Source organism: Pseudomonas sp. Root401, from assembly GCF_001425105.1.
Taxonomy (GTDB): Bacteria; Pseudomonadota; Gammaproteobacteria; order Pseudomonadales; family Pseudomonadaceae; genus Aquipseudomonas; species Aquipseudomonas brassicacearum.
On sequence record NZ_LMDO01000003.1, the window covers coordinates 19,519 to 33,928 of the forward strand.

At 62.7% G+C, this 14,410-nt stretch carries 13 protein-coding genes; 9 read left to right on the forward strand and 4 right to left on the reverse strand.

Translation table 11 applies throughout. The features are described 5' to 3' along the window. The first annotated feature begins 5 nt into the window (after window positions 1-5). Window positions 6-1,211, forward strand: a complete 1,206-nt coding sequence (locus ASC85_RS03965) for an aminotransferase class V-fold PLP-dependent enzyme (RefSeq protein ID WP_057448357.1) — start codon at window positions 6-8, stop codon at window positions 1,209-1,211. Then, complete coding sequence (locus tag ASC85_RS03970; protein ID WP_057448358.1) at window positions 1,208-1,615, forward strand: SufE family protein; 408 nt, start codon at window positions 1,208-1,210, stop codon at window positions 1,613-1,615. The genes ASC85_RS03965 and ASC85_RS03970 overlap by 4 nt, the downstream gene beginning before the upstream one ends. 114 nt (window positions 1,616-1,729) lie before the next feature. Here ASC85_RS03970 and tcdA read toward each other — a convergent pair whose 3' ends face one another. After that, complete coding sequence (gene tcdA, locus ASC85_RS03975; RefSeq protein WP_373685101.1) at window positions 1,730-2,530, reverse strand: tRNA cyclic N6-threonylcarbamoyladenosine(37) synthase TcdA; 801 nt, start codon at window positions 2,528-2,530, stop codon at window positions 1,730-1,732. A 218-nt stretch (window positions 2,531-2,748) separates the two neighbouring features. Here tcdA and dapE point away from each other — a divergent pair, with 218 nt between their 5' ends. The 3 genes from dapE to ASC85_RS03990 all read left to right on the forward strand — a co-directional run bounded on the left by dapE (window position 2,749) and on the right by ASC85_RS03990 (window position 5,169). After that, entirely contained in the window at window positions 2,749-3,900 is a 1,152-nt protein-coding gene (gene dapE / locus ASC85_RS03980) for a succinyl-diaminopimelate desuccinylase (RefSeq protein ID WP_057448360.1), read from the forward strand. Next, window positions 3,900-4,709 carry a putative RNA methyltransferase gene (locus ASC85_RS03985; protein WP_003198202.1) on the forward strand — a complete coding sequence of 270 codons (810 nt, stop codon included), beginning with the start codon at window positions 3,900-3,902 and terminating at the stop codon, window positions 4,707-4,709. The genes dapE and ASC85_RS03985 overlap by 1 nt, the downstream gene beginning before the upstream one ends. Before the next feature lie 82 nt (window positions 4,710-4,791). Continuing rightward, complete coding sequence (locus ASC85_RS03990) at window positions 4,792-5,169, forward strand: hypothetical protein (RefSeq protein WP_057448361.1); 378 nt, start codon at window positions 4,792-4,794, stop codon at window positions 5,167-5,169. A 161-nt stretch (window positions 5,170-5,330) separates the two neighbouring features. On the opposite strand, the gene ASC85_RS03995 is transcribed toward ASC85_RS03990, so the two are convergent. Beyond that, on the reverse strand, window positions 5,331-5,540 hold the full coding sequence (locus ASC85_RS03995; protein ID WP_003198198.1) for a cold shock domain-containing protein: 210 nt from the start codon (window positions 5,538-5,540) through the stop codon (window positions 5,331-5,333). A gap of 241 nt (window positions 5,541-5,781) precedes the next feature. Here ASC85_RS03995 and plsB point away from each other — a divergent pair, with 241 nt between their 5' ends. The 4 genes from plsB to ASC85_RS04015 all read left to right on the forward strand — a co-directional run bounded on the left by plsB (window position 5,782) and on the right by ASC85_RS04015 (window position 10,062). Next, on the forward strand, window positions 5,782-8,280 hold the full coding sequence (plsB, locus tag ASC85_RS04000) for a glycerol-3-phosphate 1-O-acyltransferase PlsB (RefSeq protein ID WP_057448362.1): 2,499 nt from the start codon (window positions 5,782-5,784) through the stop codon (window positions 8,278-8,280). A 188-nt stretch (window positions 8,281-8,468) separates the two neighbouring features. Then, on the forward strand, window positions 8,469-8,843 hold the full coding sequence (locus tag ASC85_RS04005; protein ID WP_013692378.1) for a hypothetical protein: 375 nt from the start codon (window positions 8,469-8,471) through the stop codon (window positions 8,841-8,843). Window positions 8,844-8,934: 91 nt separating this feature from the next. After that, window positions 8,935-9,339, forward strand: a complete 405-nt coding sequence (locus tag ASC85_RS04010) for a YbaY family lipoprotein (protein WP_057448363.1) — start codon at window positions 8,935-8,937, stop codon at window positions 9,337-9,339. 33 nt (window positions 9,340-9,372) lie between these two features. After that, on the forward strand, window positions 9,373-10,062 hold the full coding sequence (locus ASC85_RS04015; RefSeq protein ID WP_057448364.1) for a DUF4197 domain-containing protein: 690 nt from the start codon (window positions 9,373-9,375) through the stop codon (window positions 10,060-10,062). Between the two features lie 134 nt (window positions 10,063-10,196). Here ASC85_RS04015 and ASC85_RS04020 read toward each other — a convergent pair whose 3' ends face one another. Then, window positions 10,197-13,262 (reverse strand): efflux RND transporter permease subunit, encoded by a 3,066-nt coding sequence (locus tag ASC85_RS04020; RefSeq protein WP_057448365.1) that lies wholly within the window; start codon window positions 13,260-13,262, stop codon window positions 10,197-10,199. A gap of 6 nt (window positions 13,263-13,268) precedes the next feature. Beyond that, window positions 13,269-14,369, reverse strand: coding sequence for an efflux RND transporter periplasmic adaptor subunit (locus tag ASC85_RS04025; protein ID WP_057448366.1), 1,101 nt, complete (start codon window positions 14,367-14,369; stop codon window positions 13,269-13,271). Window positions 14,370-14,410: the final 41 nt, after the last annotated feature.

Genomic DNA, 14,410 nt, shown 5'->3' on the forward strand with positions numbered 1-14,410 from the left:
AAAGCATGTTGATCCAATCCCCCTGGCGTGCCGATTTCCCGGCCATCGCCGCCCTGCAACGGCAAGGCCAGACCTACCTGGACAGCGCCGCCACCACGCAAAAACCCCAAGCACTGCTGGATGCCCTGACGCATTACTACGCCAATGGCGCGGCCAACGTGCACCGTGCGCAACATTTGCCGGGCGCCCATGCCACCCAGGCGTTCGAGGACAGCCGCCTCAAGGTCTCGCAGTGGCTCAATGGCGGAAACTGCGGACAAGTAGTCTTCACCCACGGCGCCACTTCGGCCCTGAACCTACTGGCCTATGGGCTGGAACATCTATTCAACCCGGGCGATGAGATCGTCATCAGCGCCCTGGAACACCACGCCAACCTGCTGCCGTGGCAGCAACTGGCCGAGCGCCGTTCGTTGACCCTGGTGGTGTTGCCACTGGATGCCGACGGGGTGATCGACCCTGGCGCTGCCGCCGAGCTGATCGGCCCACGTACGCGCTTGCTGGCGGTGAGCCAGTTATCCAATGTGCTCGGGGCCTGGCAGCCGGTGCCGGCGCTGCTGGCGCTGGCCAAGGCCCAGGGCGCGCTGACGGTGATCGACGGCGCCCAAGGCGTGGTCCATGGCCGCCACGACGTCGAGGCATTGGGCTGCGACTTTTATGTGTTTTCCAGCCACAAACTCTACGGCCCCGATGGGCTGGGCGTGCTGTTTGGCCGTACCGAAGCCCTTGGCAACCTGCGTCATTGGCAGTTCGGCGGCGAAATGGTGCAACAGGCCGATTACCACAGCGCCAGCTTCCGCCCGGCGCCGTTGGGTTTCGAAGCGGGCACGCCGCCGATTGCCAGCGTGATCGGCCTGGGGGCGACCCTGGATTACCTGTCCGACCTCGACCCGCAGGCGGTCATCGAGCATGAGGCGGCGCTGCATGACTACCTGCTCCATGGCCTGTTGGCCCGCAACGGCGTTCGCCTGGTGGGCAACCCGCGCCTGGCCCTGGTCAGCTTCGTGGTCGAAGGCATCCACAACGCCGACCTGGCCCACCTGCTGACCGAGCAAGGTATCGCCGTGCGCGCCGGGCATCACTGCGCGATGCCGTTGTTCAAGCATTTGAAGCTGTCCGGGGCGATCCGGGTGTCGCTGGCGCTGTACAACGACTCCGCCGATCTCGAGCGTTTCTTCGAGGCCCTGGACCAGGCCCTGGAGATGCTGCGATGAACCTGCCCGCCGAGGCCGCCACCGCGCTGCAGATTTTCCAGGACGCGTCAGGTTGGGAACAACGCGCCCGGCTGCTGATGCAATGGGGTGAGCGCCTGCCGCCCCTGAGCGACGAAGACAAGTGCGAGGCCAACCTCGTCCACGGCTGTGAAAGCCAGGTGTGGCTGGTGGGTCAGTTGCACGACGGGCATTGGCAGTTTTGCGCCAGCAGCGATGCGCGGTTGATCCGTGGGCTGGTGGCGTTGCTGTTGGCGCGGGTCAATGGATTGTCCGCCGTTGAGCTACAACAGGTGGACTTGCCGGACTGGTTCAATCAGTTGGGATTGTCGCGGCAGTTGTCGCCGTCGCGCAGCAATGGCTTGAATGCGGTGTTGAAGCGGATGTTTGAGTTGACCCGCCAATGATCGTTCCCATGCTCCGCGTGGGAATGCCTCTACGGACGCTCCGCGTTCGGCTGTATTAGGGACGCAGAGCGTCCCGGGCTGCATTCCCACGCAGAGCGTGGGAACGATCTTCAGTCAAACTCTGTCCGCCGGCCGCCGCACACCCGCCACGATCTTATCCACAGCCTTGGTCGCCGCGACCATGCCGAACGTCGCCGTCACCATCATCACCGCGCCGAACCCGCCGGCGCAGTCGAGCTTGACGCCGTCGCCGACAAAACTCTTCTGCAAGCAAATGCTGCCGTCCGGTTTCGGGTAGCGCAGTTGTTCGGTGGAGAACACGCAAGGCACGCTGTAGTGACGGGTCACGGTGCGGGAAAAGCCGTAGTCGCGGCGCAAGGTGGAGCGCACCTTGGAGGCCAGCGGATCGTTGAACGTACGGTTCAAGTCGCAGACCTGGATCAGCGTCGGGTCGATCTGCCCGCCCGCGCCGCCGGTAGTGATGATCTGGATCTTGCGGCGCTTGCACCAGGCGATCAGCGCAGCCTTGGCGTTGACGCTGTCGATGCAGTCGATCACGCAATCGATGTTCGGCGTGATGTATTCGGCCATGGTGTCGCGGGTGACGAAGTCGGCCACCGCGTGCACGGTGCAGTCGGGGTTGATCCCGCGCAGCCGCTCGGCCATCACCTCCACCTTGGGTTTGCCGACGGTACTGTCCAGGGCGTGCAACTGACGGTTGGCGTTGCTGACGCAGACATCGTCCAGGTCAAACAGCGAGATCTCGCCCACGCCGCAACGGGCAATGGCTTCCGCCGCCCAGGAGCCGACACCGCCAACCCCGACAATCGCCACATGGGCCGCCCGCAGGCGCTCCAGGCCTTCGATGCCATACAAACGGGCGATACCGGCAAACCGTGGATCTTCTGTACTCATGACCATTACCCCAAAAACCGGCGCGCATTATAGGGCTTTGTCTCGGCAATTTAAGCAAAACCTCTGTGGGAGCGAGCTTGCTCCCACAGGTTTTGTGCTCCACCTGTCCCGCACCAGGGGCCCATGGTGGTCGTTTTGCTATAAGATAACCGCCATTTTGCGCGAGCCAGCCCGCGCCTGCATAAGCCTTGCGTTCACACTATATTCCCGGAGCTTTCATGACGGCCTACGCCGACCTCTCGCCGACCCTGCAACTCGCCTGCGACCTGATCCGCCGTCCGTCCGTGACGCCGGTGGATGCCGATTGCCAGAAACTGATGATGCAGCGCCTGGGCAACTCGGGCTTTACGCTCGAACCGATGCGTATCGAGGATGTGGATAACTTCTGGGCCAGCCATGGCAAGCATGACGGTCCGGTGCTGTGCTTCGCCGGGCACACCGATGTGGTGCCGACCGGTCCGGTGCAGGCCTGGCAGCTCGACCCGTTCGATGCGGTCATCGATGAACAGGGCATGCTCTGCGGCCGTGGCGCGGCGGACATGAAAGGCAGCCTGGCGGCGATGGTGGTGGCGGCCGAACGGTTCGTCGCCGACTACCCGGACCACAAGGGCTCGCTGACCTTCCTGATCACCAGCGATGAAGAAGGCCCGGCCCACCACGGCACCAAAGCCGTGGTCGAACGCCTCAAGGCCCGTCAGGAACGACTGGACTGGTGCATCGTCGGCGAGCCGTCGAGCACCACGCTGGTGGGCGACGTGGTCAAGAATGGCCGGCGCGGTTCCCTCGGCGCGAAGTTGACCGTGCGCGGCAAGCAAGGCCACGTGGCTTATCCACACCTGGCGAAGAACCCGATCCACCTGGCCGCGCCCGCCTTGGCTGAGCTGGCCGCCGAGCATTGGGACCACGGCAACGACTTCTTCCCGCCGACCAGTTTCCAGATCTCCAACCTCAATTCCGGCACCGGCGCGACCAACGTGATCCCCGGTGATCTGGTGGCGGTGTTCAACTTCCGCTTTTCCACCGAATCCACCGTCGAAGGCCTGCAACAGCGCGTTGCCGATATCCTCGACAAGCATCAGCTGGACTGGCACATCGACTGGGCGCTGTCCGGCCTGCCGTTCCTCACCGAACCCGGTGCGCTGCTCGACGCCGTGTCGTCGAGCATCAAGGACGTCACCGGCCGCGAGACCCAAGCGTCCACCAGCGGCGGCACGTCCGACGGTCGCTTCATCGCCACCATGGGCACGCAAGTGGTGGAGCTGGGGCCGGTCAACGCGACCATCCACCAGGTCAACGAACGCGTGCTGGCCGCCGATCTCGATGTGCTGACCGAGATCTACTACAAGACGCTGATCAAGTTGCTCGCCTGATGCTCGCCTGCCCGATCTGCAGTGAACCGCTGAACGCGGTGGACAACGGCGTGGTGTGCCCGGCCGGCCACCGCTTCGACCGCGCGCGGCAGGGTTACCTGAACCTGCTGCCGGTGCAGCACAAGAACAGCCGCGACCCCGGCGACAACCAGGCGATGGTCGAAGCCCGCCGCGACTTCCTCAACGCCGGGCACTATGCCCCGGTCGCCCGGCGCCTGGCCGAACTGGCCGCCGAACGCGCGCCCGGGCGCTGGCTGGACATCGGCTGTGGCGAAGGCTACTACACCGCGCAGATCGCCGAAGCGTTGCCCAACGCCGATGGTTATGCCCTGGATATTTCCCGCGAGGCGGTCAAGCGCGCCTGCAAACGCAACCCGCAGCTGACCTGGTTGATCGCCAGCATGGCCCGGGTGCCGCTGGCGGACGGCTGCTGCCAGTTCCTGGCCAGCGTGTTCAGCCCGCTGGACTGGCAGGAGGCCAAGCGCTTGCTCAGCCCCGGCGGCGGCCTGATGAAAGTCGGTCCCACCGCCGGCCACTTGATGGAATTGCGCGAGCGCCTGTACGACGAAGTGCGCGAATACACCGATGACAAGCACCTGGCCCTGGTGCCGCCGGGCATGGTGCTGGATCACAGCGAAACCCTCGAATTCAAGCTGACCCTCGACAGTGGCCAGGACCGCGCCAACCTGCTCGCCATGACGCCCCACGGCTGGCGCGCCAGTGCCGAACGCCGTGCCAGCGTAATCGAGCAGGCCGAGCCGTTCCAGGTCACAGTGTCGATGCGCTACGATTATTTCGTTCTTCAATAACCTTTTGATTCCGGTCCCGGGCAACCGCTCGGGCCCCGTTAAATCCGCGAATGGATTTTTCAAGACCGCAGCGAGGACATCCATGCGCCAACCCGATATCGAGATTTACCTCAAAGACGCCGACGTCGACCACAAGGCCATCGCCGCCTGGCTCGGCCAGGCCCTGGGCCCGTGCAGCGACTGGGCCCAGAAAGGCCAGACCTACAAGTGCAAGGCCGGCAACATCCCGGTGACCTGGCTGCCCAAGGCCGTGGGCAAATGGAACAGCCTGTACCTGGAAAGTGACCAGACGCCGTGGGAAGACGACATCGCCTGCGCCCGCGCTGCCTTCGCCGCACTGAACGTCGAAGTGCGCTGCGCGCCTGGCTCTTGGGTCGAGGAAGAAGGCGAGGAATCGGCGGATCGCTGGATTCGCATCAGCGCCGATGGGGAAGAAGAGATTACCTGGAAGACGGCGTGACGCCAGTCTCAGGTGCAGCCTAGCTCCAAATGTGGGAGCACTGTGGGAGCAAAGCTTGCTCGCGATGGCGGAGGTACATTCAACATCGATGCAAGCTGACCTACCACTGTCGCGAGCAAGCTTTGCTCCCACAGGGATCTACCACGGCTTCTAGAGTGGGGTTACAACCCCACCACATCCTCAGCCTGCAAGCCTTTCTGCCCTTCCACGACCGCATACTCGACCTGCTGGCCTTCGGTCAGTGAACGGTGGCCTTCGCCGCGGATGGCGCGGTAATGCACGAACACATCCGCCCCGCCTTCACGCTGGATGAAGCCGTAGCCTTTGGCGTCGTTGAACCACTTCACACTGCCGGTTTCCCGTGCTGCCATGATGCTCACTCCCACTTCTTATTTTTAAGTCGGCTTTTCCCGCCCAACCGCATAAAGGCAAAGCCGTACGAACTTTAGCCACCGTCCGGCCCTCCATAAGGGAGGCCATGGCAGTCACTGGCCGAGTATATGACAGACACAAAAACTCTCAACTGACTTTACTTCGGCGCTTTTTTGCCGATTTTCGGCGAATCCGGCACACTGGCGCCCGCCCCATCCCATTCACTCATGCAGAAGCCGTATGACCCGTTCCCCGTTCCGCCGTCTTGTGTTTGGCACCCTGCGCCGACTGTTGTACCTCTGGGTTCGCTCAGAGACGATCAACCAGTCGTCCTTCACCCTCAACCTCGACCGCAGTCGCCCGGTGTTCTACGTCCTGCAAGATCCTTCACTCACCGACCTGGCGGTGCTCGACACCGAATGCACCAAGGCCGGCCTGCCCCGTCCGGTGCTGCCGGTCTCGGTGGGCAACCTGCTGGAACCGGCGGCGTTTTTCTACCTGACGCCAGCGCCGGACTGGATCGGTCGCCAGGACAAGCGCGGTGCGCCGCCCACCCTGACGCGGCTGGTCAACGCCCTGACCCACAATGCCGCCGAAGACGCCCAGATCATCCCGGTCAGCGTGTTCTGGGGGCAGTCGCCCGACAGCGAATCCAGCCCCTGGAAGCTGTTGTTCGCCGACAGTTGGGCCGTCACCGGGCGCCTGCGCCGCCTGTTGAGCATCATGATTCTGGGGCGCAAGACCCGCGTGCAATTCTCCGCGCCGATCCACCTGCGCGAGCTGATCGAACACGACAAGGGCCACGAGCGCACCGTGCGCATGGCCCAGCGGATCCTGCGGGTGCACTTCCGCAATCTGAAAGCAGCGGTCATCGGCCCCGACATTTCCCACCGACGCAACCTGGTCAAGGGCCTGTTGAACCAGCCGCTGGTCAAGCAGGCGATTGCCGAGCAAGCCGAGCGGGAAAATATCTCCGCCGAAAAAGCCAAGGCCCAGGCCCTGCGCTATGGCAACGAGATCGCCTCGGACTACACCTACACCGCGATCCGTTTCCTGGAAGTGGTGCTGAGCTGGTTCTGGAACAAGATCTATGACGGCATCAAGGTCAACCACATCGAAGGCGTGCAGAACGTCGCCCAAGGCCACGAAGTCATCTACGTACCCTGCCACCGCAGCCACATCGACTACTTGCTGCTGTCGTACCTGCTGTTTCGCAACGGCCTGACGCCACCGCACATTGCCGCCGGCATCAACCTCAACATGCCGGTGATCGGCGGCCTGCTGCGCCGTGGCGGGGCGTTTTTCATGCGCCGCACCTTCAAGGGCAACCCGCTCTACACCGCCGTGTTCAACGAATACCTGCACACGCTGTTCACCAAAGGTTTTCCGGTGGAGTACTTCGTCGAGGGCGGGCGTTCGCGCACCGGGCGCATGCTGCAACCCAAGACCGGCATGCTCGCCATCACCCTGCGCAGCTTCCTGCGCTCGTCGCGCATGCCCATCGTGTTCGTGCCGGTCTACATCGGTTATGAGCGCGTACTGGAAGGCCGCACCTACCTGGGAGAACTACGTGGGGCCAGCAAGAAAAAAGAATCTATCTTCGACATCTTCAAGGTCATCGGCGCCCTCAAGCAACGCTTCGGCCAGGTGGCGGTGAACTTCGGCGAACCGATCAAGCTGGCGGAATTCCTCGACGGCGAACAGCCGGATTGGCGCCAACAGGAACTGGGCCCGCAATTCAAACCGGCCTGGCTCAACGCGACCACCAACCGCCTCGGCGAGCGCGTGGCCCGGCACCTGAACGAAGCGGCAGCGATCAACCCGGTCAACCTCGTCGCCCTGGCGCTGCTGTCCACCAGCCGCCTGGCCCTGGACGACCGCGCCATGGCGCGAGTGCTCGACCTGTACCTGGCGTTGCTGCGCAAGGTCCCGTACTCGCCCCACACCACCCTGCCCGAAGGCGATGGCCGGGCGCTGATCGAACATGTGAAAGGCATGGACCTGCTGTCGGAACAGAGCGATGCCCTGGGCAAGATTCTGTACCTGGATGAGCAGAACGCGGTACTGATGACCTACTACCGCAACAACGTCCTGCACATCTTCGCCCTGCCGGCGTTGCTGGCGAGCTTCTTCCAGAGCAGCTCGCGCATGAGCCGCGAGCAGATCCTGCGCTACACCCACGCGTTGTACCCGTACCTGCAATCGGAGCTGTTCATTCGCTGGTCGCTGGAAGAATTGGACGGCGTGGTCGACCAGTGGCTCGAAGCATTCGTCGAACAGGGCCTGCTGCGTTTCGAAAATGACCTGTACCTGCGTCCGGCGCCGAGTTCGCGGCACTTCGTGCTGCTGACCCTGCTGTCAAAAAGCATCGCCCAGACCTTGCAGCGCTTCTATATGACCGTTTCGCTGCTGCTCAACAGCGGCCAGAACACCATCAGCGCCGAAGAACTGGAAGACCTCTGCACCGTCATGGCCCAGCGCCTGTCGATCCTGCATGGACTGAATGCGCCGGAGTTCTTCGACAAGAGCCTGTTCCGCCACTTCATCCAGACCATGCTCGACCTCGACGTACTGCGCCGCGACGAAGCCGGTAAACTCAGCTACCACGAACTGCTGGGCGAACTGGCCGAAGGCGCGGCCAAGCGGGTGCTGCCGGCGGAAATTCGCCTGTCGATCCGCCAGGTGGCGCTGCATCGCAGTGAAGACGCCGCGGACGTCGCGATCACCGCCGACAGTTGAAGGTTGTCGATCACTCACCGAGAAGCATGGAACGCTTGCGGTGAGTTGATGGGGCAGTCAACCAGCTTACTCCGACGCTGCGCAGCGGCTAAGGCGACGTGAAACCAAGAAAAGACCTACAGAGAACTTTGGAGCAGGCCTTTAGGATGGGCTCACGTCAATGTCGACGTACTGAAAAGGAATTCAGCATGAACATCATCACGTTAACCCTGCAACTGCCCGAAGGCTTTCAACTCCCGGAAGCCGCTCGCACCGAAGTCAGTGTGCAAAATGCTGCCGGCGCCCAGATCAGCGCCAGCGGCGGCCAGGGTTCCAACATGGCGCCTAAGGAGCCAGTGGCCCAGCAGCCTTGGCAATATCGCTTTCTCCTCGACCCCAAGACGACGCCCGTAGGGGAGGAACTCTCGGTCAAGGCACAAGCGTACGAAGGTGACACCGCGCTTTTTCTTGAAACCGAACAGGCCTTCACCTGGGATGGCGGCAATCAACACGTTGACATCCTGCTGAGCCTGGCGCCAGCATCGCTGGCTGAAACTGTTCAAGCGCCCGCGTTCGGTTCCTGAACCGCGACGTTACGAATGGATGCTTGGACGCAAATCCGCTAAATGCTCATTGACGCCCGCGTGGCTGGCGTCAATGAGCCAGGTGCTTCCAATGAAAAAACTCGCTCTGCTTGCATCCATGGCATTACTGGCCGCCTGCCAATCGGCAACGCCCCCCTCCAAGACCGTTGCCTCCCTTGATGGCGAAGTGTTCTATCTGCAACGCATTGCCCTGCCGCCCAACGCGACCTTGAGCGTGAGCCTGCAGGACGTTTCCCTGGCCGACGCCCCTGCGGTGGTACTCGATGAGCAGAGCGGCCCGGTCAAAGGCCAGGTCCCGCTGCCGTTCCACCTCAGTTATGATCCGGCCCAGGTCAAGCCCGGCCATCGTTATGCCGTGAGCGCCCGCATCGAAGTGGACGGCCAGTTGATGTTCATCACCACTGAACAACACGCCGTGCAACTCGATGGCAAGGATCCGCAGCCGTTGAAGATCCGCGTCAACGCCGCACGCTGATTCCTTTTTCAAACTTTCATCAAGGACGCCATCATGTTTCGCTCAACCCTCCGTTTTACCGGCCTGTGCGCAGGCCTGCTGATTTGCGCCAATGCCATGGCCTTGTCCTTGAGCGACCTGTCGCAAAAAGACGCCACGGGCGGTCTCAAGGACGCCTTGACCCAAGGTGCGCAGGTGGCGGTCAAGCAACTGGGCACCCCCGGCGGCTTCAGCAACAACCCGGATGTGAAGATCGAACTGCCAGGCAAGCTCGGCAAAGTCGCCAGCAAGATGAAAGCCTTCGGCATGGGTGATCAGGTCGATCAACTGGAAACCAGCATGAACCAGGCCGCCGAAGCTGCGGTGGTCCAGGCCCAGCCGATCCTGGTCAATGCCGTGAAGAACATGAGCGTGGACGATGCCAAGGGCATTCTCAGCGGCGGCCAGGACTCCGCCACGCAATACCTGAACAAGAGCAGCCGCGAGCAGATCCGCGCCAAGTTCCTGCCCATCGTCAAGCAAGCCACCGACAAGGTCGGCCTGGCGCAGAAATACAATGCCTTCGCCGGCCAGGCCGCGACCTTCGGCGTGCTGGACGCCAAGAGCGCCAACATCGAAAACTACGTGACCGAGCAGGCGCTGGACGGGTTGTTCGAGATGATCGGCAAGCAGGAAGCCACCATTCGCCAGAACCCGGCGGCTGCGGCGACCAGTTTGGCGAAGAAGGTATTCGGTACTCTTTAAGCCAAGCGCAAAACACTGTGGGAGCGAGCCTGCTCGCGATAGCAGTATCAGCCATAACATCTCTATTGGCTGTTGCACCGCTATCGCGAGCAGGCTCGCTCCCACACTTGATCTTCAGTGCTATCAGAATCGCCTCAGGTTTTCTTGACCCTGAACCACGCCGCATACAATGCCGGCAGGAACAACAGCGTCAACGCCGTCGCCACGATCAGGCCGCCCATGATCGCTACGGCCATCGGTCCGAAGAACAGGCTGCGTGACAGCGGGATCATCGCCAGCACCGCCGCCAGTGCGGTGAGCACAATCGGGCGGAAGCGACGCACTGTCGCTTCGATGATCGCCTGCCAGGGCGCCAGCCCCGCCTTGATGTCCTGTTCGATCTGGTCCACCAGGATCACCGAGTTGCGCATGATCATCCCCGACAGCGCGATCGTGCCGAGCATGGCGACGAAACCAAACGGCTGGCGGAACATCAACAGGAACAGCGTGACACCGATCAACCCCAGCGGCGCGGTGAGAAACACCATGGCCGTGCGCGAGAAACTGCGCAGTTGCAGCATCAGCAAGGTCAACACCACCACGATGAACAGCGGTACCCCGGCGTTCACCGATTTCTGGCCGCGGGCCGAATCCTCTACCGTACCGCCCACCTCCAGCAGGTATCCGTCCGGCAGTTCTGCACGAATCGGCTCCAGGGTCGGGAAAATCTGCTGCACCAGGGTCGCCGGTTGTTCCTTGCCGTAGATATCGGCCCGTACGGTCACGCTCGGCAAGCGGTTGCGGTGCCAGATCACGCCTTCTTCGAAACCGTATTCCAAGGTCGCAATCTGCGACAGGGCAACGCTCTTGCCGTTGTCGGTCGGCACCGCCAGGCTCGGCAGCAACGACAGTTCGGTGCGCTCATGCACCGTGCCACGCAGCAGGATTTCGATCAGTTCGTTGTCTTCCCGATACTGGCTGACGCTGGAGCCAGTGAGGGAGCTGCGCAGGAAACTCGCCAGGTTGGCCGTGCTCACGCCCAGGGCTCGGGCCCGGTCCTGGTCGACGTTCAGGTACACCACCTTGCTCGGCTCTTCCCAGTCCAGGTGCACATTGGTCACGTAAGGGTTTTCGCGAACTTTCGCCGCCACTTTGCGCGCCAGGGCGCGAACCTTTTCGATGTGTTCGCCGGTGACGCGGAACTGCACCGGGTAGCCGACTGGAGGGCCGTTTTCCAGACGGGTGACCCGCGAGCGCAGGGTCGGGAATTGTTCGTTCAGGGTCGAGATCAACCAACTGCGCAAAGGCTCGCGGTCTTCGATGGTCTTGGCCAGCACCACGAACTGGGCGAAGCTGGACGCCGGCAGTTGTTGATCCAGCGGCAGGTAGAAACGCGGCGAACCGGTGCCGACGTAGGCCACGTAATTGTCGATGCCCGCGTGGTCCTTGAGCAGCGCTTCAAGGCGCTTGACCTGCTCGGCGGTGTTGCTCAGGGACGCGCCTTCCTGCAGTTTCAGGTCGACCATCAGCTCCAGCCGCCCCGACGCCGGGAAGAACTGCTGCGGCACGAAACGGAACAACACCACCGAGCCGACGAACAACAGCACGGTCAGGATGATGACGGTTTTGCGACGACGCACGCACCACTCCACCATCCGCCGGACACGCTGATAGAACGGCGTGCCGTAAGGGTCGGTCTGGCCGTCAGCCGTGCCATGTTTGGCCGCGTGAATTTTCGCCAGATCCGGCAGGAGCTTTTCCCCCAGGTACGGCACGAACACTACGGCCGCCACCCAGGACGCCAGCAATGCCAGGGTCACGACCTGGAAAATCGAACGGGTGTATTCGCCGGTGCCCGATTGCGCGGTAGCGATTGGCAGGAAGCCGGCCGCGGTGATCAACGTACCGGTGAGCATCGGGAATGCCGTGCTGGTCCACGCAAAACTGGCGGCCTTGATCCGGTCGAAGCCCTGCTCCATCTTGATCGCCATCATCTCCACCGCGATGATCGCGTCGTCCACCAGCAGCCCCAGCGCCAATACCAGCGCGCCGAGGGAAATCTTGTGCAGGCCGATGCCCAGGTAATACATCGCGGCGAAAGTCATTGCCAGCACCAGCGGGATCGCCAGGGCCACCACCATCCCGGTGCGCAGTCCCAGGGAGAAGAAGCTCACCAGCAACACAATCGTCAGCGCTTCCACCAACACCTGGACGAACTCACCGACCCCGGTCTTCACCGCTGCCGGCTGGTCCGACACCTTGCGCAATTGCATGCCGGCCGGGAGCGTGTTCTGGATCCGGGCAAAATCGACCTCGAGGGCCTTGCCCAACACCAGGATGTCACCACCTTCCTTCATGGCCACGGCCAGACCGATGGCATCTTCACCCATGAAACGCATGCGTGGCGCCGGTGGATCGTTGAACCCCCGGCGCACATCGGCCAGATCGCTGATGCGGAACGTACGATCGGCAACCCGGATCGGGAAGTTGCGGATCTCTTCCACGGTCTGGAAATTCCCGGAAACCCGTAGCTGCAATCGCTCGCTGCCGGTTTCAAAGAAGCCGGCGGTCGATACGGCGTTCTGCTCTTCCAGGGCCTGCTGGACCGCCGCCAAGGGCAGGCCGAGGGTCGCCAGCTTCACGTTCGACAGCTCGATCCAGATCTTCTCGTCCTGCAAACCGAGCAGTTCGACCTTGCCCACGTCCTTGACCCGTTGCAGCTGGATCTGGACGCGGTCGGCGTAGTCCTTGAGCACGGCGTAGTCGAAGCCGTCACCGGTCAGCGCATAGATGTTGCCGAAGGTGGTGCCGAATTCATCGTTGAAAAATGGCCCTTGGATACCCGGCGGCAAGGTGTGGCGAATGTCGCTGATCTTCTTGCGGATCTGGTACCACAGCTCGGGAATCTGCGCCGAATGCAGGGAGTCGCGTGCCATGAAGGTCACCTGGGACTCGCCCGGCCGGGAGAACGAGACGATCCGTTCGTAATCGCCGGTTTCCATGAGCTTCTTTTCGATGCGCTCAGTGACCTGCCGCGAGACTTCCTCGGCCGTGGCGCCCGGCCAGGTGGTGCGGATGACCATGGCCTTGAAGGTGAACGGCGGGTCTTCGCTCTGGCCAAGCTTGGTGTAGGAAAGCGCGCCAACGATGGCCAGCAACAGCATCAGGAACAGTACGATCTGGCGGTTGCGCAACGCCCATTCGGAAAGATTGAAACCCATCGGGGATTACTCCTTGGCCGTCAGGTTGACCACGCGGTTGGAGCGATCCACCGGCCGCACCTGCTGGCCGTCGAGGAGCACATGCACGCCGGCCGCCACCACCCAGTCATCGGGGCTGAGGCCTTCCAGCACCGGAACGGTCTTTTCGCCGAAGGCGCCGACCCGCACCGGGACTTTCTTCAGGGTGTTGTTGGCGTTGACCACCCAGACGTACGTCGCGCCGTTTTCAGCCGTCAGGGCCGACAACGGCACCGACAGCGGCACCTTGTCAGCGGTCTGGATAAACACCCGGGCACTCTGGCCCAGCTCGGCTGGAACACTGCCGGCGGTGAAGGCCACACGGGCGGCGAAGGTACGGGACTTGGGGTCGGCGGCCGGCGATAGTTCGCGAATGCGCCCGCTGAAACGCTGGTCAGGTTGGCTCCACAGTTCGACCGAAACCGGCTGGCCGATCTTGAACCGGCCAAAACCCTGTTCCGGCAGGCTGATCAGCACTTCACGCTCGCCGTCGGTCGCCAGGGTGAACACCGTTTGACCGGCCGATACCACCTGCCCGACCTCCACCGCACGCCGCGCAACCACACCATCCTGGGGCGCACGCAACACCGAATAGCTGGCCTGGTTGTTGGCGACATCGAACTCGGCCTTGATCTGCTTGAGCCGCGCGGTGCCGGAGCGGTAAAGGTTTTCGGCATTGTCGTACTGGGAGCGGCTGACCATCTGCCGTTCCATCAAGGTCTTGTAGCGGTCACGCTCGGCGCGGACCAGGTTCAGGTTGGCCTCGGCGGCGGCAACCTGGGCACGGGTTGCTTCCAACTGCAGGCGCACATCTTCGGGATCGAGTTCAGCCAGCGGTTGATTGGCCTTGACCCGCTGGCCCTCTTCGACCAGCCGTCGGCTCACCTTGCCGCCAATGCGAAAGGCCAGGTCGGGCTCGAACCGGGCTCGTACTTCGCCGGGATAGCTGTCCATCGCCTGGGCCGAAGGCTCTGGATTGACCACCATGACCGGGCGCACGGCGACGGGCACCGGCTCGTCATGACCGCACGCAGACAATAAAAAAGCCAGGGTGACTGGCACGGCGAGGGGCAAGGCATAGCGGAACATGGCGAGTGACCTTTCGCTAATGGTGCTTGGAATAATTATAC